At 44.1% G+C, this 25947-nt stretch carries 20 protein-coding genes and 1 pseudogene; 17 read left to right on the top strand and 4 right to left on the bottom strand.

The genetic code is table 11. The features are described 5' to 3' along the window. Window positions 1–14 precede the first annotated feature (14 nt). Window positions 15–827 (bottom strand): EAL domain-containing protein, encoded by an 813-nt coding sequence (locus DWZ38_RS00980; protein ID WP_243000103.1) that lies wholly within the window; start codon window positions 825–827, stop codon window positions 15–17. A 282-nt stretch (window positions 828–1109) separates the two neighbouring features. Between DWZ38_RS00980 and DWZ38_RS00975 the strand changes: the two genes are divergently transcribed. Both DWZ38_RS00975 and DWZ38_RS00970 read left to right on the top strand, forming a co-directional pair. Then, window positions 1110–2342 (top strand): MYG1 family protein, encoded by a 1233-nt coding sequence (locus DWZ38_RS00975; RefSeq protein WP_117849644.1) that lies wholly within the window; start codon window positions 1110–1112, stop codon window positions 2340–2342. Between the two features lie 88 nt (window positions 2343–2430). After that, the gene (locus DWZ38_RS00970; RefSeq protein WP_117849461.1) at window positions 2431–3342 is read left to right on the top strand and encodes a DMT family transporter; all 912 of its coding nucleotides are present in this window, start codon (window positions 2431–2433) and stop codon (window positions 3340–3342) included. Between the two features lie 127 nt (window positions 3343–3469). On the opposite strand, the gene DWZ38_RS00965 is transcribed toward DWZ38_RS00970, so the two are convergent. Then, entirely contained in the window at window positions 3470–3865 is a 396-nt protein-coding gene (locus DWZ38_RS00965; protein WP_117849460.1) for a NifB/NifX family molybdenum-iron cluster-binding protein, read from the bottom strand. A 181-nt stretch (window positions 3866–4046) separates the two neighbouring features. On the opposite strand from DWZ38_RS00965, the gene DWZ38_RS00960 reads away from it, so the two are divergent. From DWZ38_RS00960 to DWZ38_RS00930, 7 genes and pseudogenes are all read left to right on the top strand, one after another. After that, window positions 4047–4778, top strand: a complete 732-nt coding sequence (locus DWZ38_RS00960; RefSeq protein WP_021924875.1) for an ATP-binding cassette domain-containing protein — start codon at window positions 4047–4049, stop codon at window positions 4776–4778. Continuing rightward, entirely contained in the window at window positions 4778–5701 is a 924-nt protein-coding gene (locus DWZ38_RS00955; protein WP_117849459.1) for a SufD family Fe-S cluster assembly protein, read from the top strand. The genes DWZ38_RS00960 and DWZ38_RS00955 overlap by 1 nt, the downstream gene beginning before the upstream one ends. A 158-nt stretch (window positions 5702–5859) precedes the next feature. Beyond that, window positions 5860–6126: a histidine kinase dimerization/phospho-acceptor domain-containing protein gene (locus tag DWZ38_RS00950; protein ID WP_147342960.1), complete on the top strand. Its 267-nt coding sequence runs from the start codon at window positions 5860–5862 to the stop codon at window positions 6124–6126. Window positions 6127–6322: 196 nt separating this feature from the next. Further along, window positions 6323–6421, top strand: a pseudogene (locus DWZ38_RS00945) (short-chain dehydrogenase); the annotation flags it as partial. Window positions 6422–6504: 83 nt separating this feature from the next. Then, on the top strand, window positions 6505–6828 hold the full coding sequence (locus tag DWZ38_RS22015; RefSeq protein WP_178105244.1) for a hypothetical protein: 324 nt from the start codon (window positions 6505–6507) through the stop codon (window positions 6826–6828). 226 nt (window positions 6829–7054) lie between these two features. Then, entirely contained in the window at window positions 7055–7489 is a 435-nt protein-coding gene (locus DWZ38_RS00935; RefSeq protein WP_021924877.1) for an Hsp20/alpha crystallin family protein, read from the top strand. Window positions 7490–7822: 333 nt separating this feature from the next. Then, window positions 7823–8785 carry a 3'-5' exonuclease gene (locus DWZ38_RS00930; protein ID WP_117849641.1) on the top strand — a complete coding sequence of 321 codons (963 nt, stop codon included), beginning with the start codon at window positions 7823–7825 and terminating at the stop codon, window positions 8783–8785. A gap of 30 nt (window positions 8786–8815) precedes the next feature. On the opposite strand, the gene DWZ38_RS00925 is transcribed toward DWZ38_RS00930, so the two are convergent. After that, window positions 8816–10057 carry a D-alanyl-D-alanine carboxypeptidase family protein gene (locus tag DWZ38_RS00925; RefSeq protein WP_117849456.1) on the bottom strand — a complete coding sequence of 414 codons (1242 nt, stop codon included), beginning with the start codon at window positions 10055–10057 and terminating at the stop codon, window positions 8816–8818. A 493-nt stretch (window positions 10058–10550) separates the two neighbouring features. Here DWZ38_RS00925 and ileS point away from each other — a divergent pair, with 493 nt between their 5' ends. From ileS to DWZ38_RS00905, 4 genes are all read left to right on the top strand, one after another. After that, window positions 10551–13703, top strand: a complete 3153-nt coding sequence (gene ileS / locus DWZ38_RS00920) for an isoleucine--tRNA ligase (protein ID WP_117849455.1) — start codon at window positions 10551–10553, stop codon at window positions 13701–13703. A gap of 141 nt (window positions 13704–13844) precedes the next feature. Beyond that, a complete protein-coding gene (locus DWZ38_RS00915; protein WP_347518578.1) occupies window positions 13845–16322 on the top strand; it encodes a glycogen/starch/alpha-glucan phosphorylase in 2478 nt (825 codons plus the stop codon). Window positions 16323–16619: 297 nt separating this feature from the next. Beyond that, a complete protein-coding gene (locus DWZ38_RS00910) occupies window positions 16620–20144 on the top strand; it encodes a leucine-rich repeat protein (protein ID WP_117849453.1) in 3525 nt (1174 codons plus the stop codon). Window positions 20145–20251: 107 nt separating this feature from the next. Further along, window positions 20252–20623, top strand: a complete 372-nt coding sequence (locus tag DWZ38_RS00905) for a PD-(D/E)XK nuclease domain-containing protein (protein WP_330600049.1) — start codon at window positions 20252–20254, stop codon at window positions 20621–20623. Window positions 20624–20677: 54 nt separating this feature from the next. On the opposite strand, the gene DWZ38_RS00900 is transcribed toward DWZ38_RS00905, so the two are convergent. Next, window positions 20678–21439 carry a PIG-L family deacetylase gene (locus DWZ38_RS00900; RefSeq protein WP_117849451.1) on the bottom strand — a complete coding sequence of 254 codons (762 nt, stop codon included), beginning with the start codon at window positions 21437–21439 and terminating at the stop codon, window positions 20678–20680. Between the two features lie 252 nt (window positions 21440–21691). Here DWZ38_RS00900 and DWZ38_RS00895 point away from each other — a divergent pair, with 252 nt between their 5' ends. The 4 genes from DWZ38_RS00895 (at window position 21692) to DWZ38_RS22425 (ending at window position 25936) form a co-directional block, all read left to right on the top strand. After that, on the top strand, window positions 21692–22294 hold the full coding sequence (locus DWZ38_RS00895) for a hypothetical protein (protein ID WP_117849450.1): 603 nt from the start codon (window positions 21692–21694) through the stop codon (window positions 22292–22294). Further along, complete coding sequence (locus tag DWZ38_RS00890; protein ID WP_147342959.1) at window positions 22291–23526, top strand: glycoside hydrolase family 43 protein; 1236 nt, start codon at window positions 22291–22293, stop codon at window positions 23524–23526. The genes DWZ38_RS00895 and DWZ38_RS00890 overlap by 4 nt, the downstream gene beginning before the upstream one ends. Before the next feature lie 167 nt (window positions 23527–23693). Further along, window positions 23694–25733, top strand: a complete 2040-nt coding sequence (locus DWZ38_RS00885) for a beta-galactosidase (protein ID WP_117849448.1) — start codon at window positions 23694–23696, stop codon at window positions 25731–25733. Then, window positions 25703–25936: a hypothetical protein gene (locus tag DWZ38_RS22425; RefSeq protein ID WP_178105243.1), complete on the top strand. Its 234-nt coding sequence runs from the start codon at window positions 25703–25705 to the stop codon at window positions 25934–25936. The genes DWZ38_RS00885 and DWZ38_RS22425 overlap by 31 nt, the downstream gene beginning before the upstream one ends. The last annotated feature ends 11 nt before the right edge of the window (window positions 25937–25947 follow it).

The following is a 25947-nucleotide window of genomic DNA, read 5'->3' as shown; positions in this document are numbered from 1 at the left end:
AGGTGCCCGATGTCTTATGCAATTAATTCCTCAAATTTCCCCATCTCCATAGGCTTGTAATAATAATACCCCTGCAGTTCATCACAGCCTTCCTGAATAAGGAAATCCACCATTTCTTTGGTTTCTACGCCCTCGCAGACGATAAATTTGTTGGTGCGTTTCAGCAGGTGGAAGATTTCCTGAAGTACAATTTTGCCTTTCTCAGTAAGGTCATCAGAGAGGAAACGCTTGTCGATTTTTACCTCGTCAAACAGGATATCCTTCAGTGTATTCAGAGAAGAATAGCCAGAGCCGAAGTCATCCATAGAGATGCGGATATTCTGCTCATGGAAGAACCGAATCATGCTGTTAACTGCCTCAATGTTGTGAATATAAGTAGTTTCCGTAATCTCAAAAACCAGATATTCAGACGGAATTTCGTATTTCTGGATCAGCTGCAAAACCTTTTTCGTAAAGGTATGGATCTTCCGGAAATGAACCGGAGAGACATTTAAAGACAGCGGCAGCAGTTTCAGTCCTGCGCTTCTTCTGTTTGCAAGCCACTGGAAAGCCGCCTCATAAACATAGTAATCCAGAGCCTCGATTTCCCCTGTTTCTTCCAGAATCGGAAGGAAACTATCCGGGAACCACAGCTCCCCATCTGCACGTTTCCAGCGAATCAGCACCTCGGCACTGGCAATTTTCTGGCTCTTTCCGCTGATCTTTGGCTGGAAATAAATCTGGAATTCTTTTCGACCAAGCGATTCCAGATAATGGCGCTGTTTTTCCAGTCCGCATACTTTATTAATGATGTAAAAGTGATTAAAATCTGTTAAGTTTAAAGGCACGAGGAACCCTCCTTTTTTGAATGGTTACAGGAACGGACATACTGTGCAGGCAGGTGTCCGCAGTAAGTTTGGTTACAAAGGTTAGTATAGCCTAACGAGTAGTATAACACTCATTCCAGGAATACGGTATAGAAAATACCTTGTTGATAAACTTTTTCAGTATTCAAAACAGGAGGGCGTTTTTTGCAGGGGAAAAATATCTTCAACAGCATTTATTTTGTCAAAGGCCTGTGTTACAATGCTTTAAGTACATATGAATATAGAAAGAACGGTAAAAAATTTATGAGCAGTTTATCAGAACAGATAAAGAAAAACAATGCGTCTGCATTCACCCACAGTGGAAAATTCCACGCAGACGACGTATTTTCAGCCGCATTGCTGCTGTACCTGAATCCGGAAATCAACATTTCCAGAGGAAATAAGGTTCCGGAAGACTTCGACGGCATTGTTTTTGACATTGGGCGGGGGCAGTATGACCATCACCAGAAGGACAGCCGCGTCCGGGAAAACGGAGTGCCTTATGCGGCATTTGGACTTCTCTGGGAGGCTCTTGGAGAGGAAATTCTTGGTCAGGAACTGGCGGAAAAGTTCGACCAGTCCTTTGTGCAGCCCCTTGATAACAACGACAATACAGGGGAGAAAAATGAGCTTGCCACATTGATCGGCAACTTTAATCCGGCGTGGGACGCACAGGGCGGAAACGATGAAGCCTTCTTCCAGGCCGTAAGTGTAGCCGGGATGATTCTGGAAAATAAGTTCGAGCGGTATCGTGGAAATGAGCGTGCAGATAAGAGGGTGGAGGAACTTCTGGAAGCCCATGAGATGGCAATTCTTTCCGGGAAAAAAGGAAAAGAAGAGTCGAAAATTCTGGTTTTACCTGAGTTTGTTCCCTGCCAGAAACGGCTGTCTGAGACGGAAATTGCTTTTGTGATTTTCCCCTCAAACAGAGGCGGCTACTGCATCCAGTCACAGAAAAAAGAGTATTCCCTGAACTATAAATGCAGTTTTCCAGTGGAATGGCTGGGCCTGGAAAATGAGGAACTGATAGAGAAAACCGGGCTTGAAAGTGCAGGATTCTGTCATAAGGGCGGCTTTCTTATGACTGCCGGAACCCTCGAGGACGCCATAAAAGCCTGTGAAATCAGCTTGGAAGAGTTCCATGAAAAGCCCATTATTGTGAACTTCGGCGGAGATTTTTCCGTTGATGAACTGCTTCTGCAATTGCCCAAACTGCAATCTGCAAAGGTGGTTCACATTGATTTCCCAGAGCTTCCGGAACTGGAAATGCTGGGCATTTACGGGGAAATTCTGATGGAAAGACAGGAGTGGAAAGCAGCTGTGAAGGATCAGGTAAAGATGATTCTGAAGTATAAACCAGAAGCTGTTTTTGTAGGAAATAACACATTTGCGGCGTACCCGGTGGTGCATATGCTGCGGAAAAAACACATTCCAGTTCTGACATTAGCCGAGAAAAATGGGGAGCAGATTCTGGTAAGAATTCCCTCCGGTTCGTAATAAAAACAGAAAATATGTGACATATTTCAGCGGAATTTAATTGTGCTTGGAGTATGCTTGAAAATATGATAAGAAACAGGAGTTAAAAATGACGGAAGAGAGAAGACAGATTACAGGACATATCCTTGCTTGCGGAACCCAGATCATGTGGGGAGCAACGTTTGTATCCACTAAGGTTTTGCTTAACTATTTTTTGCCTGCGGAGGTATTGTTTACCCGTGCAGTGCTTGCATTTCTGGCGCTGCTGATCTTTTATCCCCATCATCTGAAGCTGAAAAATCCCAGACAGGAGCTTGCGTTTGCAGGTGCAGGATTATTCGGGATCGTGCTGTATTTCATGCTGGAAAACACGGCGCTGACCATGACATATGCTTCCAATGTGGGGATTATTGTGGCATGTGCACCCTTTTTTGTGGCAGTAATGGTGGGGATTTTCTTTAAAAATGAGAAGTCTGGACTTTACTTTTATATTGGATTTGTAATTGCCATAGCAGGTGTAATTCTGATCAGTATGAACGGACAGAAAAGCTTCAATTTGAACCCGCTTGGTGACGGCCTTGCATTCCTGGCCATGATTTCCTGGGGCGCATATTCTGCCCTTGTGAAAAAGATCGGGGAGTGGGATTATCCGACTATCGCAGTGACAAGAAGAATCTATTTCTATGGAATTATTTTCCTGATCCCTGTGCTGATTCAGCAGAAAGCATCCTGGGATCCGGATCTGATCCGCAATCCTCAGGTCGTGGGGAATTTCCTTTTCCTGGGACTGGGGGCAAGTGCACTTGGCTTCCTGCTATGGAACCTGGCAACCAAATGGATCGGCGCTGTGAAAACCAGCGTGTACATTTATGTATCACCAGTGGTGACAGTCGTGCTGTCCGTGTTTGTTCTCCATGAAAAAATGACAGTGGCATCCGTAATCGGCTCCACGCTGATTTTTGCAGGCCTGATCGTTTCCCAGAAGAAGACCACGTCGGCTGTGAAGGTGCAGGAGAGCTAAGTATTGAGGTAAAATACAGATAACAAAAAGACTGGTATTCTACGTGCTGCATTCAAACTTTCTAATTGAATGAGCATGTAGGATACCAGCCTTTTTATTCCAATCCAGTTATTTTATCAGGAAAAATTTAGTGGCAGGAATGACTTCCGCATCCATGATCCCCGCAGCTGTGACCTTCCTCATGATGGTCATGGTGATTGCAATGTACATTCGGATCATATCCCAGATTGCCTGCAAGCAGTGCGTTCACCGCATCATCAGCACTTCCGCTGACACCGCCGAAAAGACGAATGCCTGCCTGCGCAAGTGCATTCTGTGCACCGCCGCCGATACCGCCGCAGATCAGGGTATCCACCCCATGCTGCACCAGAAATCCAGCCAGTGCACCATGTCCGCTTCCGTTGGTATCAACCACTTCTGCGTTCACAACTTTGCCGTCTGCAACCTCATAGATCTTGAATTCTGCTGTGTGTCCAAAGTGCTGGAAAATCTCTCCGTTTTCATAAGTTACTGCAATTTTCATAGTAAAATCTCCTTCTCCATTAATCATACTCCCAGTATACTGCTGAAATACTTTATTTTCAATGATATTTACCTAGAGCGTGTTTCAAACACGTCCTAAAACTTACTAGGAAATGTTGACATCTTTTCCCATAAGGAGTACATTCCAATAAGAAAGTAAAAAACACAAAAGAGGTATAGATATGCTGAAAGTAGAGAACCTGACTTTTGAAGTGAATGAAGAAGGGAAAAAGCGCTGCCTGGTGAACCACATCAGTTTTGATGTTAAGGATGGGGAAATGCTGGTGATCACTGGACCCAACGGCGGAGGAAAATCCACTCTTGCCAAAGTTCTTGCCGGTATTGAGAAGGCAAACAGCGGAGAAATTTATCTGGATGATGAGAACATTACGGAATATGATATTGACCATCGTGCCAATGCGGGAATCGGCTATGCATTCCAGCAACCGCCCCGTTTCAAGGGAATGACAGTCACAAGAATGCTGTCTCTTGCAGCTGGCAAAGAACTGACCGAGGAGGAAAGCTGCAAGCTTCTTTCCGCAGTAGGACTTTGCTCTGAGGATTACCTGAACCGTCAGCTGGATGGAACTCTTTCCGGCGGCGAAATGAAGCGTATTGAGATCGCCACCGTTCTTGCCAAATCTCATAAAGTGAGCATTTTCGATGAGCCGGAAGCCGGAATTGATCTGTGGAGTTTTTCCATGCTGATCAAGCGTTTCGAGGAGATCCATCGTGAGAAAAAAGAGTGCCTGATCCTGATTTCCCATCAGGAAAAAATCATCAACATGGCGGATAAGATCATGGTGATCGAGGATGGAGAAGTGAAGAAATACGGTACCAAAGAGGACGTTTTCCCAACCTTGTTTCAGCAGGAAAAATGTCAGAAGTGCATGACAGAAGGAGGCAAATGCTGATGATTAAAGTAGAAGAAACCACCCAGGGCGTGCTGGATAAGATCAGCGAAGGTTTTGAGCAGAAAGGTGCATACAATCTGCGCCAGAATGGCATTTCCGTCTGTCATGGCGACAGTGAGCACATCAAAATCCGGAAAAAAGAAGACAAGCCGGGAATCGATATTTTTATTGATGGAAAGACACAGGGAGAGAAGGTTTTCATCCCTGTTGTAGTGAGCGTATCTGGCATGACAGACCTGGTTTACAATGATTTTTATGTGGAAGACGGTGCAGACGTGAATATTATTGCAGGCTGCGGAATCCACAACAGCGGATGCAATGAAAGCCGTCACGATGGCATTCACACCTTTCATGTTGGAAAAAATGCCAATGTTCATTATGAAGAGAAGCATTACGGCGAAGGAAATGGAACCGGAAGCAGGGTCCTGAATCCGGTAACCAATATTGAACTTGGGGAAAATTCTGTATTCACTTTGGATACTGTGCAGATCAAAGGGGTAGATTCCACGATCCGTACCACCAATGTGGAGATGGACGCAGATTCCAAGCTGTTTGTTCTGGAGCGTCTGATGACAGACGGTGAGCAGAAAGCGGAGTCTGATATTGAGGTTTGTATGAATGGCGCAGGTTCTTCCGCCCAGATTATTTCCCGTTCTGTTGGAAAAGGAAACTCTTCCCAGATTTTTCATCCTAAGGCAGTTGGAAAAAATAAATGTCATGCTCATATCCAGTGTGATTCCATTATCATGGATCACGCAGAGGTAGGTTCCATCCCTGAGATTCAGGCGAAGCATGTAGATGCCGCCATCATCCATGAAGCCGCCATCGGTCGAATCAACGATGAGCAGCTTTTGAAGCTCCGTACCCTTGGCATGACCGAAGCGGAAGCAGAGAATGTAATTATCGAGAATTTCCTGAGTTAAACAGAAAAATAATAAAATACCTACTATGCAAACGTCCCCAAATAGGGTAAAATAGCTCATATTTACAATTGGGAGCTTTTACAGAGGGACGAAATATGTTTGAAAAAATACGAAACAGGTCAACCGGATGATTGCCCGTATGTTTGCGGCAGGTTCGGTTGTGGCAATCAGTCCAATATTTTCTGGTTAAAAGGGCGAAGCAGATGATGGAGGAGCGCTACAGTGCCCAGGAACAGAACCGGATGAAAACCGAGTTCCTGTCCAACATGTCTCACGAGATCCGTACGCCGATGAATGCCATCACCGGTGTCCGCGAACGCCTCCTGGAATGCGGAATGGACGATTATTTGGTGAAGCCCATAGAGATGAAGGATCTCTGTAAAATCATCCGGAAGTATCTGCCAGAGGACAAAATATTGGATTAAATATCGGATTTTTTTACATGTAAAGAACTGCCAGACGGCGCTATAACAGAGCACTGTCTGGCAGTTTTTGTCTTTCTTGCTTTTCTGTTAGCACTCACATATAGATTAGTGAAACTTATCGATGACCAAAGTATAAAGAATTTATTCAGAAGGCAGAAGGCGGTGATCTTTTTGAGATTGAAACAGCTGCAGATTATTCAAAGATATGTTTGCAAAATGCCTGGCTGGAAGACCTGGAACCGCAGATGAAGTGGCAAATGTAGCAGAACTTCTGATGAGTGACAAAGGTGCATTTACACATCCTGCAAAGGGTATGCTAAAAGGCAAAAAAGAAACACGGAACAGGTATGTTCATTTGGCAAGAGGAATAAATACGGAATGGATATTGACAGCATAATAAAAGCATTAACCAAAGACGCTTTGTACACCTATGAGTTTGACGTTACCATAGGAATTGCGGAAAAAGACCATACAGGAGAAACCACCTATGACGTGACTTACCGACGCCGGAACGATTCCGATCATTGCCATGACCGCCAATGCCTTCGTGGAAGATATCCAGGAATCCAAGGAAGCCGGAATGAACGAGCACATATCCCAACCCCTGGACATCACCAAAGTTCTGTCAGCTATCTGCAAATATATAAAGAAATAACTCCAAAATTCCAAACAGCCGTTCAGCCGGAGCCAATCTCCCACTGAGCGGCTGTTTTACGCCATAGGACAAAGACTAATATTAGAAGTTGTTTTTTCATTTTAAGGCTTCACAAATTCTTCACAAAAAATTAGCACTCACCTCTTGACAGTGCTAACAATACGTGTTATATTACGTACAGAACAAAGGAAGAGGAAAAAGAAAAGTTCCAGTTCCTTTGATGAAAATGATAATTCAACACAAGAGTGTTCACAATATAAGGAGGAATCAGTTATGTTAATGCCTAGTATTTTTGGAGAGAATTTATTTGATGATTGGATGAGATTTCCGACAGAGCGTCAGAGCAACGCAGGTTACAGAAATGCGGAGCTGATGAAGACCGATATTAAGGATGTAGATGGCAATTATGAACTGAGCATGGATCTTCCGGGATTCCACAAAGAGGACGTGAAGATTCAGCTGAAGGAAGGTTACCTTACCATTCAGGCGTCCAGAACCGAGAATAAAGATGAGAAAGATAATAATGGTAAATATGTTCATAGAGAGCGTTACACCGGACAGTGTTCCAGAAGCTTCTATGTAGGCAAGGATCTGGAGCATGAGGACATTCATGCGAAATATGACAACGGCGTCCTGACCGTTACTTTCCCGAAGGAAGCCAAGAAGAAAGAGCCGGAAGAGAAGAAATTTATTTCTATTGAAGGCTAAAAACAGCAGACCACACCATAAATAATGCGCCCTCCGTGAACCAGAAGCGGCGGCTGGCGTAAAGAATTTTGAATGACTGCGAATTAGTATTCGTTGCACATGGCAGTCCTGAACCATTTGATAACAGCTTCTTTCATATAGATTCCTGTAATTTAAAAAAATTTCCTAATTTTCATATAGATAGTTTCATACCCCCATCGCCTGTCGGTACCCGCCGACAGGCTTTTTCATGTGTAAGGACATCCACGGCTGTTGTGGGATTCTCTTTACATCATTTCCGCAGTCTGTTATACTTGTCTGGAATTTACAGCAGGAAACAGAAGGAACTTTATCATGAACTACATTGTATTTGACCTGGAGTGGAATCAGAGTCCGGGAGGGAAAAGGTGGTCCAACAGCCGTCTGCCTTTCGAAATCATAGAAATCGGCGCAGTAAAACTGAATGAAAAGAAAGAAATTGTGGACAGCTTTCAGCGCCTGATCAAGCCCCAGGTGTACAACTGGATTCATGACAGCATCCACGAAGTGATCCACATGAATTATAAGGATCTGCAGAATGGAACGCCCTTTCCGCAGGCTGTGACAGAATTTCTGGAATGGTGCGGTGAGGAATATATATTTTTTACCTGGGGAAATCAGGATGTGATGGAACTGCAGCGGAATATGAAGTATTATGGCAAGCTTTCCATGATTCCGGGCCCCGTAACCTACTATGACGTGCAGAAATTATTTGCCATCCGCTACGAGGAAAATCACGAGCGCCGCGCCCTGGAATTTGCCGCAGACAAGATGGGCATTGCCAAGAAAATGGAGTTTCACCGCGCACTTGGAGATGCTTACTACACCGCGTGCGTTTTGCAGAAAATAGAAGATGAATATATTTTGCCCAACTCATCCCTGGATGTATACCAGAACCCCAAGAGCAAGAGAGAAGAGATCCATGTATCCTATCCAACTTATGATAAGTTTGTCTCAAGGGAATTTTATTCTAGGGAAAAAGCCATGAAGGATCGTGAAGTAACCAGCACCAAATGTCCGCTTTGTCACAATCCAGCCAAGCGCAAGATCCGCTGGTTCATGAATAATTCCAAGGTCTATTACAGCATTTCCCTCTGCCAGGAGCATGGCTTCGTCATGGGAAAGATCAGGCTTCGCAAAACCGAGAATAACATGTATTACGCCATCAAAACACTGACCAATGTGTCCGACGAGGAAGCTGAAGAAATCCGCCAGAAAAGGGAGGCCCATCGAGCAAAGAAGCGAAGCAGGAAAGCGGAGGAATCCGCGAAACAATAAATATCAGAATATTAAAAAGGGGCGTGATCATCACGCCCCTGGAACTGTCAGCAGATTCGCCAGAATCGACCGTTCATACTGCATTCCCCATCCAACCATCTGTCCATTAAAATAATACTTACTCTTCAACCGAAGCGGCCCAACCGCATTGGAAAGAACCCTTTGCTTCCGGGTAAGCGTCTTGACATCCGTTCCAATAGGAACAGTCACATAAATATTCTTCGTATAATAGAATGGATACGTATTCCCACAATTATTTAAAAGATATTTCTCACTTGGAAGGTTCTCCTTCGGAACCGGATTCATGCTCACCTTAATCCTCTGACGTTCGAAATTATCAAATCCATAATCCAGAAGACTCTTGGTATCACTCCATGCACCATTCACCGAATTCATAACAACTGCCACAAGAAGCATATTTCCACGTTTTGCGTAAGTGACAAGGGTTGCGCCAGCAGCATCCGTATAACCGGTTTTTCCGCCAAGGACACCGTCGTAAGCATAATCTCTGCCCGCCATCATCTTATGATGATTCAGCAGATAACGTGTTTCTGTGAAAACATTAGTCGGCGGAATCTCATACAGATCCGTGGTGAAAAACTTCCTGCATGTGGCATTCTGCCAGGCTGCCTTGGCAATCTTCGCCATATCATTGGCAGTGGTCACATGGGTCTCATCCGGAAGTCCGTTTGGGTTATTAAAATGTGTATTGGTACATCCCAGCTGCTGGGCTCTGGCATTCATCAGTTCCACAAATTTCTTCACAGAACCGGAAACCTCTTCTCCAATGGCCAGTGCCATCTCGTTGGCAGATTCCAGCATCAGTCCCATAAGAGCCTGCTCCACGGTGAAAACCTCTCCCGCATCACCATAAATGGTAGAGCTTCCTGCCTCAATTCCATAAGCTGCCTGCTGGGATAAAGTAATCTGTGCGCTTGTATCCAGATTCTCACAGCCAAGAAGACAGGTGAGAAGCTTGGTGATACTTGCCGGGTAAAGCTGGGTATCCGCATTCTTGGAATACAGGATCGCTTCCGAATTCAGGTCCATAAGAACTGCTGACTGCGCTTCAATCTGGGGCCCGGTTGGCCATCCCTCAATAGAATCTGTATCCGCAGCCTGTGCATAATACTCGGTATGGGGATTAGGGGTAGGCGTAGGAGAAGAAACCGCTTCTGCAAGAACAGAACTGGTCTGTCCCAGAAGCATTCCTACAGCCAGAGCGCCGCAGAAAATCCGCTTTATTTTCATATGAAATATTTTTTTACTCATAAAAATCCTTTCTGCTTCTCTAAAGCAATCGTGTCACATACGTTATCATATTATACCACCTTTACCTCTGTAAAACTATTAAAAGACTGTGAAATTTAAATGCCAGCCCCTTCTTTTCCCATAAAATCCCCCTTTTTCAGGACAAATTTGCCTTAAATACTTGACATATAGAATTTTTCACCATTATAATGGACAGGAAAAAACAATAGGCAAAGACTGCGATGGAGACAGTAAGCTGCTTTGAAAGGCACAGCGAGACGGGGACGGTGCGAGCCCGCCGCAAGTAAATTCAGCCGAACATCACTCCGGAGTTTTATTTCTGAAATCACAGTAGGGAATAACGGCGTTCCCCCGTTACCGGGAGCATGTATCGGCCATGAGCCCGTACATTGTAACAGGTGGTATAACGAGTGCTGACAGCCTTCGTCCTTTTGCAGGATGAGGGCTTTTTCTTATTATATCGACTTTTTATTAAAAAAAGGAGGAAAAAACTTTGTACCAGAAAGTAGATACGAATTTGAATTTCGTAGAACGAGAGAAAAAAGTAGAAGAGTTCTGGAAAGAAAACCATATTTTTGAAAAAAGTATGGAAAACCGTAAAGAAGGCCCGACTTACACCTTCTATGACGGACCGCCGACAGCAAACGGCAAACCTCATATTGGCCATGTGCTTACACGAGTTATCAAGGATATGATTCCGAGATACCGTGCAATGAAGGGTTATATGGTTCCGCGTAAGGCAGGATGGGATACCCATGGTCTTCCGGTAGAGCTTGAGGTAGAGAAGAAGCTTGGTCTGGACGGTAAGGAACAGATCGAGGAATACGGAATGGAGCCGTTTATCCAGCAGTGCAAGGAAAGCGTCTGGAAATACAAAGGAATGTGGGAGGATTTCTCCTCAACTGTTGGTTTCTGGGCTGATATGGAGCATCCATACGTAACCTATGAGGACAACTACATTGAGTCTGAGTGGTGGGCTTTGAAAGAAATCTGGAACAAAGGTCTTTTATACAAAGGCTTTAAAATCGTTCCTTACTGCCCGCGCTGCGGAACCCCTCTTTCCTCCCAGGAGGTTTCACAGGGGTATAAATTAGTAAAAGAGCGTTCTGCAATTGCACGTTTCAAGGTTGTAGGTGAGGATGCATACTTCCTGGCATGGACTACCACACCGTGGACACTGCCTTCTAACGTTGCACTTTGTGTAAATCCGGATGAAACTTATTGCAAAGTAAAAGCAGCAGACGGATACACTTATTATATGGCAGAGGCACTTCTTGACAAAGTACTTGGCAAGCTTGCAAAGGATGATGAGCCTGCATATGAGATTCTTGAAACCTACAAGGGTAAAGATCTGGAATACAAGGAATATGAGCCTCTTTTCAAATGTACAGGTGACTATGTAGCATCCAAGGGCAAGAAAGCACACTATATTGTATGCGATAATTACGTTACCATGAGCGATGGTACCGGTATCGTTCACATTGCGCCTGCATTTGGTGAAGACGACAGCCGCGTAGGACGTGAATATGACCTTCCATTTGTACAGTTTGTAGACGGTAAGGGCGATCTTACTGCGGAGACACCATATGCCGGTGTATTTGTTAAAAAAGCAGACCCAATGGTGCTGGCTGATCTTGAAAAAGAAGGCAAGCTGTTTGATGCTCCGAAATTTGAGCATGATTACCCACACTGCTGGCGCTGTGATACACCACTGATCTATTATGCAAGAGAATCCTGGTTTATTAAGATGACAGCTGTTAAAGAGGATCTGATCCGCAATAATAACACCATCAACTGGATTCCGGAAAGCATTGGTAAGGGACGTTTCGGTGACTGGCTTGAGAATGTCCAGGACTGGGGAATCAGCCGTAACCGTTACTGGGGAACACCACTGAACATCTGGGAGTGCAGCTGCGGCCACATGGAATCCGTTGGAAGCCGTCAGGATCTCTATGAGAAAACAGGGGACGAGCGCGCCAAGACAGTAGAGCTTCATCGCCCATATATTGACGAGCTTACCATGAAGTGTCCGAAGTGCGGCGGCACTATGCATCGTGTACCGGAGGTTATCGACTGCTGGTTTGACTCCGGAGCAATGCCATTTGCACAGCACCACTATCCATTTGAGAATAAAGAGTTATTCGAGAAACAGTTCCCGGCAAACTTTATTTCCGAGGCTGTTGACCAGACAAGAGGATGGTTCTACTCCCTTCTTGCTGAATCCACTCTTCTGTTTAACCAGGCTCCATATAAGAATGTTATCGTTCTTGGACATGTACAGGATGAGAACGGACAGAAGATGAGTAAGTCCAAAGGAAATGCAGTTGATCCGTTTGACGCACTTGAGACCTACGGAGCTGATGCAATCCGCTGGTACTTCTATATCAACAGTGCACCATGGCTGCCGAACCGTTTCCATGGCAAGGCTGTTCAGGAAGGTCAGCGTAAATTCATGGGTACTCTTTGGAATACCTATGCATTCTTTGTACTTTATGCAAATATCGATAACTTTGATGCTACAAAATATACACTTGATTATGATAAGCTTCCGGTTATGGACAAATGGCTTCTCAGCAAGCTGAATACACTTGTAAAGACCGTTGATGAAGACCTGAACGACTACAAGATTCCGGAGACTGCAAGAGCACTTCAGGGCTTTGTAGATGAGATGAGTAACTGGTATGTAAGACGCTGCCGTGAGCGTTTCTGGGCAAAGGGAATGGAGCAGGATAAGATCAATGCTTACATGACTCTTTACACAGCACTGGTAACTGTTGCAAAGGCAGCAGCTCCGATGATCCCATTCATGACAGAGGATATCTACCAGAATCTTGTAAGATCTCTGGACAAAAATGCTCCTGAGAGCATCCACCTCTGTGACTTCCCGGAAGTAAAAGAAGAGTGGATCAACAAAGATCTGGAAGAAAATATGGAAGAAGTTCTGGATGTTGTTGTTCTTGGCCGTGCATGCCGTAATACAGCAAATATCAAGAACCGTCAGCCAATTGGAACCATGTATGTAAAAGCTCCGAAGGTTATGGATAAATATTTCACAGACATTATTGCAGATGAGCTGAATGTAAAAGAAGTGAAATTTGCAGAGGATGTGGAATCCTTCATTTCCTACAGCTTCAAACCGCAGCTTCGTACAGTTGGACCGAAATATGGCAAGCTTCTTGGCGGAATCCGTACCGCACTTGCCCAGATCAACGGAAGCCAGGCTATGAATGAGCTGAAGACAAACGGTGTTCTTGTACTTGATATCGATGGAAACAAGGTTGAGCTTACAGAGGAAGACCTGCTCATCGAGACTGCACAGACAGAGGGCTATGTAACAGAGACAGAGGGTGAGACCGCTGTTGTTCTGGATACCAACCTGACACCTGAGCTGATTGAAGAGGGCTTTGTCCGTGAGATCATCAGTAAGGTACAGACCATGCGTAAAGAGGCTGGCTTTGAGGTTATGGATAAGATCCGCGTTTCTGTAAAAGATAATGACAAGATTATCGAGACTATGAAAGCCAATGAGGCAGAGATTAAGTCTGAGGTTCTTGCTGAGGAAGTTGTCTATGGTGAGACAGACGGTTATGTAAAAGAGTGGAACATTAATAAAGAACATGTAACACTTGGAGTTACCAAATTGTAATAAAAAATGCAGGGGCGAAATTTTGGCCCCCTGCTATCATGATAGTTTGCAGTACAACCGAATAAGATTGAGACTCTGGCAGCTGTGTTTTCATAAGAAAACAGGCTTGCCTGAATCATACATTACAGGAGGAGCAAAATGATTGACAAACAGTTTGATAAAGAAACCTTTAAAAAAAGCGTAAAAGATAATGTTAAATTTCTTTACCGCAGAAAGCTTGAAGAGGCAACACAGGAGCAGCTTTTCCAGGCTGTAAGCTACACAGTGAAGGATGTTATCATTGATAACTGGCTTGATACTCAGAACGCCTACGAGGCACAGGATCCGAAAATCGTATACTATATGTCCATGGAGTTTCTTATGGGACGTGCCCTTGGAAACAACCTTTTAAACCTTGGTGCATATGGTGAGGTGAAAGAAGCCCTTGAAGAGCTGGGAATTGACATCAATGCGCTTGAGGATCAGGAACCGGATCCGGCACTTGGAAACGGTGGTTTGGGAAGACTTGCAGCATGCTTCCTTGATTCCCTTGCAACACTCGGATATAGTGCATACGGCTGTGGAATCCGTTATCGTTATGGTATGTTCAAACAGGAAATCAGAGACGGATATCAGGTTGAGGTTCCGGATGCATGGCTTGAGGAAGGCTATCCATTCGAGCTTCGTCGTCCGGAGTATGCCAAAGAGGTACATTTCGGCGGATATGTAAGAGTCGAATATGACCAGGCTACAGGTCAGAACAAATTCATCCATGAAGGATATCAGGCTGTCAAGGCTATTCCATACGATATGCCGATCGTTGGATACGAGAATAATGTAGTAAATACACTGCGTATCTGGGATGCAGCTGCTATTGAAGAGTTTGGATTTGATTCCTTTGATAAAGGTGATTACAAGAAAGCCGTTGAGCAGGAGAACCTTGCAAAGGATATTGTAAACGTACTTTACCCGAACGACAATAAGATGTCCGGTAAAGAGCTTCGTCTGAAACAGCAGTACTTCTTTGTATCTGCAAGTATTCAGGCTGCAATTGAGAAATACAAAAAGACACACGATGATATCAAGAAGCTTCACGAGAAGGTTGTATTCCAGATGAATGATACTCATCCGACTATGGCTGTTGCTGAGCTTATGAGAATCCTCATGGATCAGGAAGGTCTTGGCTGGGATGATGCATGGGCTGTAACTACCAAGTGTGTTGCTTACACTAACCATACCATTATGGCAGAGGCTCTTGAGAAATGGCCGATCGAGCTGTTCTCCAGACTTCTTCCTCGTGTATATCAGATCATCGAAGAGATCAACCGTCGTTTCATCATCGAAGTACAGAACAGATATCCTGGAAACTATGAGAAGATCAAAAAGATGGCAATCATCTATGACGGACAGGTTAAAATGGCTCACCTTGCAATCGTTGCAGGCTTCTCTGTAAATGGTGTTGCAAGACTTCATACAGAGATTCTGAAAAATCAGGAATTGAAAGACTTCTATGAGATGATGCCTGAGAAGTTTAATAACAAAACTAACGGTATCACTCAGAGACGTTTTCTTCTTCATGGAAACCAGAACCTTGCTGCATGGATCACAGACCATATTGGACCAGACTGGATCACAGATCTTTCTCAGATCAGCAAGCTGAAGGTATACGCTGATGATGAGAAGGCTCTTCAGGAATTTATGAACATTAAATTCCAGAATAAACAACGTCTTGCAAAATATATTCTGGAGCACAATGGTGTTGAAGTTGATCCTCACTCCATTTTTGACGTACAGGTTAAGAGACTTCATGAGTATAAGAGACAGCTTCTTAATATCCTTCATGTAATTTATCTGTACAACCAGATCAAGTTACATCCGGAGATGGAATTCTATCCAAGAACCTTCATCTTTGGCGCAAAAGCTTCTGCAGCATATGAGCGTGCGAAAAAGATCATCAAACTGATCAACTGTGTAGCAGATGTTGTAAACAACGATCCATCTATCAATGGCAAGATTAAAGTTGTATTTATCGAGAACTACAGAGTATCCAATGCTGAGATGATTTTTGCAGCAGCAGATGTTTCAGAGCAGATTTCTACTGCAAGTAAAGAGGCTTCCGGTACAGGTAACATGAAGTTTATGCTGAACGGTGCTCCTACACTTGGAACTATGGATGGTGCAAACGTAGAGATCGTTGAGGAGGTTGGTCAGGAGAATGCATTTATCTTCGGTATGAGTGCTGACCAGATCATTAATTATGAGAATCATGGTGGATATGATCCAGATTTTATCTACAACACAGATGCTGAGATCCGTCAGGTTCTGATGCAGCTGATCAATGGAACCTTCTCCAGCGATACAGAGCTGTTCAGAGATATCTATGATTCTCTTCTGAACACCAAGAACTGCTCTAGAGCAGATCAGTACTTCATTCTCGGAGATTTCAGATCCTATGCTGAGGCCCAGAAGAGAGTGGAAGCTGCTTACAAGGATGAGAAGAAGTGGGCAAAGATGGCACTTCTGAACACTGCATGCAGTGGTAAATTCTCTTCCGACAGAACTATCCAGGAGTATGTAGATGATATCTGGCATCTGGATAAGGTTACTGTAACTAAGAGCAGTGAGGCTGCAGAGAAATAAATAAGAGAAGTCAGACATCGGATCTGAATGGGTACGGTGGATTAACTGTAAGTGTATAAAAAGCAGAATAAAGGCTGCATACACATTAAGAGTATTACACTCAAATGTGTATGCAGCTTTTTGTTTCATAAATAAATTGTCGCAAAATTATTGTGAATATATAAAAAATACTGTATAATTGATTATAATAATATCAGGGGATTACGAGTGCTTGAGAATTGCGGGAGCAGCTTTGCTGCTGAGCAATTCATAGATATCAAGATAGGAATAACATTATAAAAGGTTAGGAGGGAGCTTATGAAAATAAAGGGACTAAAGAAAATAAGAAAAACAGAAGCTTTGGGGATGTTTTTTATTATGGTAGGCTCAGCATTGAATTTTCCTGTTGCCATTTGGGCAGAAAATATAGAATCTCCTGAAGCCTGTGTTGTGACCACGGAAAGAGAAAATGAGCCTGAAGCGTCAGATAACGTAATGAAAAGCGGTATTTGTGGAGTCGCTGGAGATAATGTAAGATGGACTTTGGATGATAAGGGGATACTGACTATTAGCGGAAGCGGAGATGCTTTAGATTATGCAAGCGTCAGCGACGCACCGTGGGCGTTAAATGATGAAACTGTAGAATGCCCCATAATATCAATAGTAATTGACACGGGAGTAACAAATGTTGGTGCATATAGTTTTTCGGGGCATTCTTGTACTGATGTCAGGATTGCAGACAGTGTTATAAAAATTGGTTCAAATATATTTGAAACTTGGGATTCTATACAAACGATTTACTATCACGGCACACAAAAGCAATGGGAAGATAGTGTTCAGGTAGGTGAGAATAATACAGGATGGATAGAAAAACTGACTTTCCATACTCATACAGCGGATTCGGCCTGGGAATCTGATAAAACCCATCATTGGCACAATTGTATAGATCCAGATTGTCCAACTACTGATATTCAGTGGAAGGACAGTTATGGACAGCACAAATGGGAGGCAGGAGGCTGTTTGGATTGTGGATTTCAATGCGAGCACGATGAGGGAAATGAAGAGTGGATAAAGACTGCTGTCAGCCATGAAAAGAGATGGAATTGCTGTGGTGCAGTGATCGTGGCTGAAGAGGTACATGAGTGGAACAGTGGAATTTGTGAAGAGTGCGGATATGTGTGTGAGCATACAGGCGGTTTGGCAAGCTGCACAGAACAAGCGATTTGCCAGACTTGTGGTGAGGCATATGGAGAATTAGCTTCACATGACTGGGAGGACGATTTTACAATTGACCAACCAGCAACTTGTACAGAAGATGGTGTCAAATCCATTCACTGTAAAAATTGCACAGCAACCAAGGATAGTGAAGTAATTCAGGCGTTAGACCATAATCTTGAAAAAATCGAGAAAGAAGAAGCAACCTGTACCGAGGGAGGCTACGAAGGATACTGGAGTTGTACGAATTGCCAGAAGCTTTTCGCAGATGAAGGAGGAACAACGGAAATCCTCAGTCCGGTAGAAATTCCAGCATATGGACATGCTTTAGAAAAGGCTGAGAAGAAGGAAGCAACCTGTACCGAGGGAGGCTACGAAAGCTATTGGAAGTGTAAAACCTGCCAGAAGCTTTTTGCAGACGAAGGAGGAACAACAGAAATCATCAGTCCGGTAGAAATCTCGGCACAAGGACATGCCTTAGAAAAGACAGAGAAAAAGGAAGCAACCTGTGTGGAACCCGGTTACGAAAGCTATTGGAAGTGTAAAACCTGCCAGAAGCTCTTTGCAGACGAAGGAGGAACAACAGAAATCCTCATTCCGGTAGAAATTCCAGCACAAGGACATGCCTTAGAAAAGGCTGAGAAGAAGGAAGCGACCTGTACAGAGGGAGGCTGCGAAAGCTATTGGAAGTGTAAAACCTGCCAGAGGCTCTTTGCAGACGAAGGAGGAACAACAGAAATCCTCATTCCGGTAGAAATTCCAGCACAAGGACATGCTTTAGAAAAGGCTGAGAATAAGGAAGCGACCTGTACAGAGGGAGGCTACGAAAGCTATTGGAAGTGTAAAACCTGCCAGAGGCTCTTTGCAGACGAAGGAGGAACAACAGAAATCCTCATTCCGGTAGAAATTCCAGCACAAGGACATGCTTTAGAAAAGGCTGAGAATAAGGAAGCGACCTGTACAGAGGGAGGCTACGAAAGCTATTGGAAGTGTAAAACCTGCCAGAGGCTCTTTGCAGACGAAGGAGGAACAACAGAAATCCTCATTCCGGTAGAAATTCCAGCACAAGGACATGCTTTAGAAAAGGCTGAGAAGAAGGAAGCGACCTGTACAGAGGGAGGCTACGAAAGCTATTGGAAGTGTAAAACCTGCCAGAAGCTCTTCGCAGACGAAGGAGGAACAACGGAAATCCTCAGTCCGGTAGAAATCCCAGCATATGGACATGCCTTAGAAAAGACAGAGAAAAAGGAAGGAACCTGTGTGAAACCCGGTTATGAAAGCTATTGGAAGTGTAAAACCTGCCAGAAGCTCTTCGCAGATGAAGGAGGAACAACGGAAATCAGCGGAGCGATAGAAATCCCATCACAAGGACATGTTTTAGAAAAAACGGAGAGGAAAGAAGCGACCTGTACCGAGGGAGGCTACGAAAGCTATTGGAAGTGCAAAACCTGTCAGAAGCTCTTTGCAGATGAAGGGGGAATAACGGAAATCAGTGAGCCGATAAAAATTCCATCACAAGGACATGTTTTAGAAAAAACGGAGAGGAAAGAAGCGACCTGTACCGAGGGAGGCTACGAAAGCTATTGGAAGTGCAAAACCTGTCAGAAGCTCTTTGCAGATGAAGGGGGAATAACGGAAATCAGTGAGCCGATAAAAATTCCATCACAAGGACATGTTTTAGAAAAAACGGAGAGGAAAGAAGCGACCTGTACAGAGAGAGGCTACGAAAGCTATTGGAAGTGCAAAACCTGTCAGAAACTCTTTGCAGATGAAGGAGGAACAAAGGAAATCAGCAGTCCGGTAGAAATCTCAGCGCAAGGACATGCCTTAGAAAAGACAGAGAAGAAAGAAGCAACCTGTGTGGAACCCGGCTATGAAGAATACTACACATGTCGTGTATGTGGTAAATTATATCAGGACAAAGAGGGAATAAATGAAATTGGCAGTCTCGATACTATCAAGATTTCGGCAGAAGGTCATAAAGGCGGAGAGAACTGGTTGTTAAATGCTGACAAACACTGGAAAGAATGTGCTGTATGCCAGAAAAGAATAGAAGAAGCAGACCATATTTATGAGAATGAAAAGGATAGTGCTTGCAAAATTTGCGGGTATAAAAGAGCTATAAAATCCGAACCGCCGAGAATAATAGATGGATATAATGAAAAATGGCAAGTAAACTCCGGAAAAACGCTTTCCTTCTGTTCAAGTGCCCCATTTTCAGAGTTTATTAATGTAACAATTGATAACGAAGTTGTTAATGAAAATAATTATGACAAAAAAGAAGGAAGTACAATTATAACTTTGCATTCAGAATTTCTTTCTGCACTATCAGTTGGAGTACATACATTAAGTATTAATTCTGAAAGTGGTTCCGCAACCACCGGATTTGTCATTGAAAAAGCTCCGCTAGAGCCATCACCGACTGTAGAGCCATCACCAACGGATGCGCCTTCTATTGTTGCAGCTTCTTCGGTTGTAACTGCTACACCGACTCCGACTACAGCACCGGAAGAAACAAATACAAAAACAGGGGATGAAAGCAAAATAATAATCTGGATACTTGTATTGTTCTTGTCAGCAGAAGGAATACTAATAATACTTCAGAAATTCAAAAAGAAAACCAGATAAGTAATTCCTTTAACGGGCGGGTGCTCCCAGACGAGCCACCCGCCTATTGCTATGTATTAATTTAAACTTTTTCAGATTGAGTTTACTCTCTAAGTGTGCCATAATGAATACATACATATCGGTTCGGGAAAAATGCGGAGCAGCAGGAACCGGAGCGGTTTTATCATGGCTTTGTACTGGGACTGATGGTCGACCTTGCAGATAAATACAGAATTACCTCCAATCGGGAAAGCGGTCTGGGACGATACGATATCATGCTGGAGCCTTTGGAGGAAAATAAAAGAGCATACGTAATAGAGTTTAAAGTGCATAAAGCAAAGCGTGAAAAGAATCTGGAGGAAACTGCACAGAACGCTTTACAGCAGATTGTGGAAAGAAATTATGATGCGGAGCTTTTAACACGGGGAATTCGAAAAGAAGATATCAGGCATTTGGGATTTGCGTTTTCGGGAAAAACAGTGCTGATTGAGCAAGAATAAGTTAGAAACGGGCAGCAGCTCTTAGTTGAGTTGCCTGCCCGTTGTTGTTATACATTATTTTTCTATTGCTATCTCCTGCCAGTATTCATACGGCAGCATATGATACATCTTTCTTACGGTAGTCCGTTGGCTGGCGTAGAGCTTAGCCAGTTTGCGCTTCTGGATGTAAAGGTCTTTAGGCATTTCCTCAAGGTCGTAGGGAATCTTGTCGTTTACATAATACTTTCCAAAAGAATAGAAATCAGCACCGCAGTTTGTCTCTTTATAGGCTTCTTCTACAAGCTGGTGAGTCATCTGGTGGTGGTGATGACCGTACTCACCATCTGCATTGTGGGTGGCAATCTGTTTCCAATCTTTATAGTTCAGAACAGTGGCAATATCGGATTCCATATCCTTTTTCCAGTAACTCCAGCTGCTGCGATCTTTTCCGATTTTGTCAGGGTAGGAAAGAATCAGATATTTGTCCCCAGTGGCTTCCATCACGGATTTAAACTCTGCGCTTCGCACAGGATCATTTCCCCGGGTCATGCACACTACCAGATAATCATCCTCAATCAAATGCCGTCCGCCCCAGAGCAGATCATCGTCCGGGTGCGCCACAAACATCACCTTGTCGTACCCGTCCAGATCAAGGGCATCCAGGTCGGCAGTTGTTACATGGGGCAGATTCAGATAAGGATAAAAAAGATAAAATTCATGTCCGGCAAAGGCAATCGCAGCCAGTATCACAATTGCAGCCAGCAGCCGTTTCCAGTGCCGCGCCAGCCAGGAAAGAATTCTGCCAGCGTTGGAACTGGCGGAAAAATGATTGTTCATGTAAGGTACTCCATTTCTGCTTTTATTAGTATGATATCAGTGTAAAAAGACCTTTTGGCATCTATATCATAACATTTATATAAACGAAATCAGATTTCATTATATTTCAAATAACTATCTTAATTATACTATATTCCCCATAAGTTACAAGGCGATGTTTGAAGTGCTCCAGCCATTTCAAAAAGATTAAGATAGCTTTTCCGAAGAAAGACTGTTATACTTAAGAAAGTACAATTTTTGAGGTAGCAGAATATGAGAAAAACGAATCTTGCATTTATAATTGGTTTTATTGTCTGCTTCGCGGCGGCGTATCGGGGGATGGTGTTTAGTCCGTCTTTTACCATGATGTATGTGGTTGCGGGGATGGGACTTTGCATTCTCGGGGAAATATTGGATATGGCGCAGGCAGGGAAAAGGTTTGGCAGCAGAGAACAGAAGCTGATTGGTTTGTTAAGCAGGATATTATACATATTCGGAATGTTCTGGGCGTTCCCTGCGGTAATTATTTATGCCACAGGCGATGACTGGATGAACGGCTGTATGCGTGCGGCAGCAGTTGGAAGCGTAGTGCTGTGTGGAATTTGGCTGGGATGGATGTGGAAAACCAGAGGAATTCAGGAAGCAGTGTGGGGAAAAGCTCTGGAATTGCTGGTTTCACTGGCAGCAGCACTGTTGGCTGTATTTTGCGGAATCAATAGTGTGGCGTTGATGCCTTATGGAATTGGGCTTTTGATTCTAACAATAGCACGGCTGAAAGAAAATAACGACAGTCTTATAAGAAAAATATTGTTCTGTCTGGGGCTGGTTTTGATAGCTGCATTTCCTGTTCTGCCAGCATTGGGAGGTATATTTTGAAAAAAATAGGTGGTCTATTAGCTGTTTGTATAACAGCGTCTTTAACTTTAAGCGGCTGCGGACTCTATGACATCGCAGACCTGTTTTCCGGTTTGGGGAAGGGGAGTGCGCAGTTGTATGTAAATGAAGAATTACAAATGCCAGTGGATGGGAAAGACACAATTCTCCCTGGTGCCGCCTGGCTTGACACAGACGGTAATTCCATCCAGGCCCACGGCGGCCAGATCCAGCTCATGTCAGTGCCAGACGGCAACGGCGGAAAAACAGAGAAATACGTATGGGTAGGCGAGGATAAGTCCTCCGGCCATTTCGGCAACGATGTGGCAGTCTACACATCCGATGACCTGTACCACTGGGAATTCCAGGGCGATGTCCTTCGGGCAGTGGAATCCCGGAAACAGCTGGAGGAAGATTCCTATTTCCAGGAACTTTACCAGGATTACAGCCAGGAAGAACTGGACGAAGTCTATAACTGCATCAACAAAAATACCGTAATCGAGCGCCCGAAAATGCTGTACAACGAGGAAACCGACAAATACGTAATCTGGTTTCACAGCGATGACAGCACTGAGAAAAATTTCTACAAATATGACGTAGGAATGGCAGGCGTAGCCATCAGCGACTCCCTCGCAGGTCCTTTTCGTTTCCTTGGAAGATACCGTCTCAGTCAGTGTCCAAAAGGCCAGATCGACTGTTTCCCCTCATCCAAAGGCGAAGCTCGAGACATGAACCTTTTCAAGGATGATGACGGAATCGCTTACATTGCCTACACCAGCGAAAACAACAAAACCATGTACATTTCCAAGCTGAATGAGGAATACACATACCTGTCCGCAGACCCGGAGGAGGCAGTTTACAAGGAAGATTTCATCCGCCTTTTCCCAGGCTCCATGCGGGAAGCTCCGGTTCTTTTCAAGGGAGAAAACGGGCGGTACTACTTTATGTCCTCCAGCACCACAGGATGGATGTCCAACCAGGCGCGGGTCTGGTCCGCAGATGAGATTTTCGGCGAATGGAAAAACGACGGAAACCCTTGCCTGGGAAAAGATGGAGACATTACCTTTGACACCCAGAGCACCTGCGTTTTCCAGACGAAATCCGGTCAGTGGATTTACTTCGGAGACCGCTGGAACAGCACGGATCTGGCAGATTCCAGATACATCTGGCTGCCTCTTGCTTTCAACGGCAATAAGGTAGAAATTCAGTGGGAATCAGAATTTATACTCCAATAAAGGTCCGAAGAACAGATTTTGTTCATAAAGAATATCTTGCGGCATGCGGCCAATGAACAGAAATTATATATGAGAAAAATGATAAATTGCTGAAATATATGATATAAACAGGAACCCAAATTTGTTACAATCAATAATAGCAAACGATGGAAAGATGGAGGATGAACATGAAAGAACTTCTTTACGGAGCAGCATACTACGACGAATATATGCCATATGACCGCCTGGACAAAGATGTGGAAATGATGAAAAAAGCGGGAATCAACACCGTTCGAATTGCGGAGTCTACATGGAGCACCTGTGAACCGCAGCCAGGCATATTTGATTTCTCCCACGTAGAAAGAGTAATGGACGCCATGGAAGCTGCAGGAATCAATGTGATCATTGGTACGCCTACCTACGCAGTTCCTACCTGGATGGTGAAGGCGCATCCGGAGGTGCTGGCTGAAACAGTAAGAGGAAGAGGCATTTACGGTGCCCGTCAGATCATGGACATTACCCATCCGGTGTATCTTTTTTATGCAGAACGGGTGATTCGTGAACTGATGAAACGCACTGCTCACAGAAAATGTGTTATTGGTTTTCAGGTGGATAATGAAACCAAGTATTACGGAACAGCAGGGAAAAATGTGCAGGAGCAGTTTGTAAAGTATCTTCGCGAAAAATTTCATGATGATCTGGATGCTTTAAATTATGAATTCGGCCTTGACTATTGGAGCAATCGGATCAATGCCTGGGAAGATTTCCCGGATGTACGTGGTACGATCAATGGAAGCCTTGGCGCAGAATTTGAAAAATTCCAGAGAACCTTGGTTGACAGGTTCCTTAGCTGGCAGGCAGATATTGTGAATGAATACAAAAGAGAGGATCAGTTTATTACACATAATCTTGATTTTGAGTGGCGTGGATTTTCTTATGGAGTGCAGCCAGATGTTAATCATCTCCATGCTTCCAGATGCCTGACGATTGCAGGAACCGATATTTATCATCCTACACAGGATAACCTTACAGGAACAGAGATTGCATTTGGCGGAGATCTGATCCGCTCCCTGAAGCAGGACAATTACCTGGTGCTTGAAACGGAAGCACAGGGATTTCCAGGCTGGACCCCCTATAAAGGTCAGCTGCGTCTGCAGGCGTACAGCCACCTGGCATCTGGCGCAAACTGCGTGATGTACTGGCATTGGCATTCTATTCATAATGCCTGCGAAACTTACTGGAAGGGGCTTCTCAGTCATGATTTCCAGGAAAATGCGACTTACCGGGAAGCCTGCATAATTGGAAATGAGTTTGCCCGTCTTGGAGAGCATCTGGTAAATCTGAAAAAGAAAAATGATGTGGCAGTGCTTGTGAGCAATGAAGCACTTACTGCATTGAAATGGTTTGGTATCCAAAACCAGGCACCGGGGGCAGCCGGAAACGGTGGAATCGGCTACAATGATGTAATGCGCTGGATGTACGACACTTTGTATCGAATGAATGTGGAATGTGATTTTATATGGCCGGAATCTGAGAATCTGGATCAGTACAAGGCAATTGTGGTACCTGCCCTTTATGCGGCACCGGACGAATTGCTGAACCGACTGAATCAGTACGTGGAAAATGGAGGAACTTTGATTGCGTCCTTCAAGAGTGCTTTTGCAAACGAAAATGTGAAGGTAAGCCATGAGGTACAGCCGCATATTCTGAGCAACTGCTTCGGAGTCCATTACGATCAGTTCACTTTCCCGAAAAATGTGGGCTTAACAGGGGAAATTATTCCGAAAAAAACAGATCAGAAAGGCAATGCACACCCAGCTGCGAATGTATTTATGGAGCTTCTGGTTTCGGAGGGAGCAGAAGTGCTGGCATCTTACGAGCACTATAATTGGAAAGATTACGCCGCTATCACCCGAAACCACTACGGAAAAGGCCAGGCCGTATACATCGGCTGCATGACAGATGAAGATACACTGAAGGCTGTTTATAAAGCCGTGCTTCCGGAAGCCGGTGTGGAAATCCCAAAGTATCATTACCCAATCATTGTGCGAAAAGGTACCAACGATCTGGGTAAAACTATTCGTTATTTCCTGAATTATTGTGCTGTGGAGCTGGAAATGCCCTATGAATATAAGAACGGCGAAGAACTGTTGGAAAATACATCCGTAGAAAAGGGGGCTGCCCTTCAAATGCCAGCGTGGGGCGTGAAAATTGTGGAAGAAGCATAAAAAGAAATCTTAAAAAAGTTCCGGCAAACGGTGGAAGGACATTGTTTGCCGGAATTTTTTTTCAAACACACTCTAGTCTGCTTGTGGCTGATAGGAAAGCGGATAAAGGTTTAAATAATTTAATATACATAAAACGTGATTTTTGTGCTAAAATAGTAATGAAAAACGTGATAAAACTGCGAATAAAAGCTCAAAAAACGTGATTGACTTTTTG

The sequence above is a fragment of the Ruminococcus sp. AF31-8BH genome, from assembly GCF_003460605.1.
Taxonomy (GTDB): Bacteria; Bacillota; Clostridia; order Lachnospirales; family Lachnospiraceae; genus Blautia_A; species Blautia_A acetigignens.
This window is presented reverse-complemented; position numbering and strand designations above follow the sequence as displayed.

Coding starts and splice junctions, on each gene's coding strand:
- DWZ38_RS00975 (WP_117849644.1), top strand. CDS start 1,110: ATGAGCAGTTTATCAGAACAGATAAAGAAAAACAATGCGTCTGCATTC.
- DWZ38_RS00970 (WP_117849461.1), top strand. CDS start 2,431: ATGACGGAAGAGAGAAGACAGATTACAGGACATATCCTTGCTTGCGGA.
- DWZ38_RS00965 (WP_117849460.1), bottom strand. CDS start 3,865: ATGAAAATTGCAGTAACTTATGAAAACGGAGAGATTTTCCAGCACTTT.
- DWZ38_RS00960 (WP_021924875.1), top strand. CDS start 4,047: ATGCTGAAAGTAGAGAACCTGACTTTTGAAGTGAATGAAGAAGGGAAA.
- DWZ38_RS00955 (WP_117849459.1), top strand. CDS start 4,778: ATGATTAAAGTAGAAGAAACCACCCAGGGCGTGCTGGATAAGATCAGC.
- DWZ38_RS22015 (WP_178105244.1), top strand. CDS start 6,505: ATGGATATTGACAGCATAATAAAAGCATTAACCAAAGACGCTTTGTAC.
- DWZ38_RS00935 (WP_021924877.1), top strand. CDS start 7,055: ATGTTAATGCCTAGTATTTTTGGAGAGAATTTATTTGATGATTGGATG.
- DWZ38_RS00930 (WP_117849641.1), top strand. CDS start 7,823: ATGAACTACATTGTATTTGACCTGGAGTGGAATCAGAGTCCGGGAGGG.
- DWZ38_RS00925 (WP_117849456.1), bottom strand. CDS start 10,057: ATGAGTAAAAAAATATTTCATATGAAAATAAAGCGGATTTTCTGCGGC.
- DWZ38_RS00910 (WP_117849453.1), top strand. CDS start 16,620: ATGAAAATAAAGGGACTAAAGAAAATAAGAAAAACAGAAGCTTTGGGG.
- DWZ38_RS00900 (WP_117849451.1), bottom strand. CDS start 21,439: ATGAACAATCATTTTTCCGCCAGTTCCAACGCTGGCAGAATTCTTTCC.
- DWZ38_RS00895 (WP_117849450.1), top strand. CDS start 21,692: ATGAGAAAAACGAATCTTGCATTTATAATTGGTTTTATTGTCTGCTTC.
- DWZ38_RS00885 (WP_117849448.1), top strand. CDS start 23,694: ATGAAAGAACTTCTTTACGGAGCAGCATACTACGACGAATATATGCCA.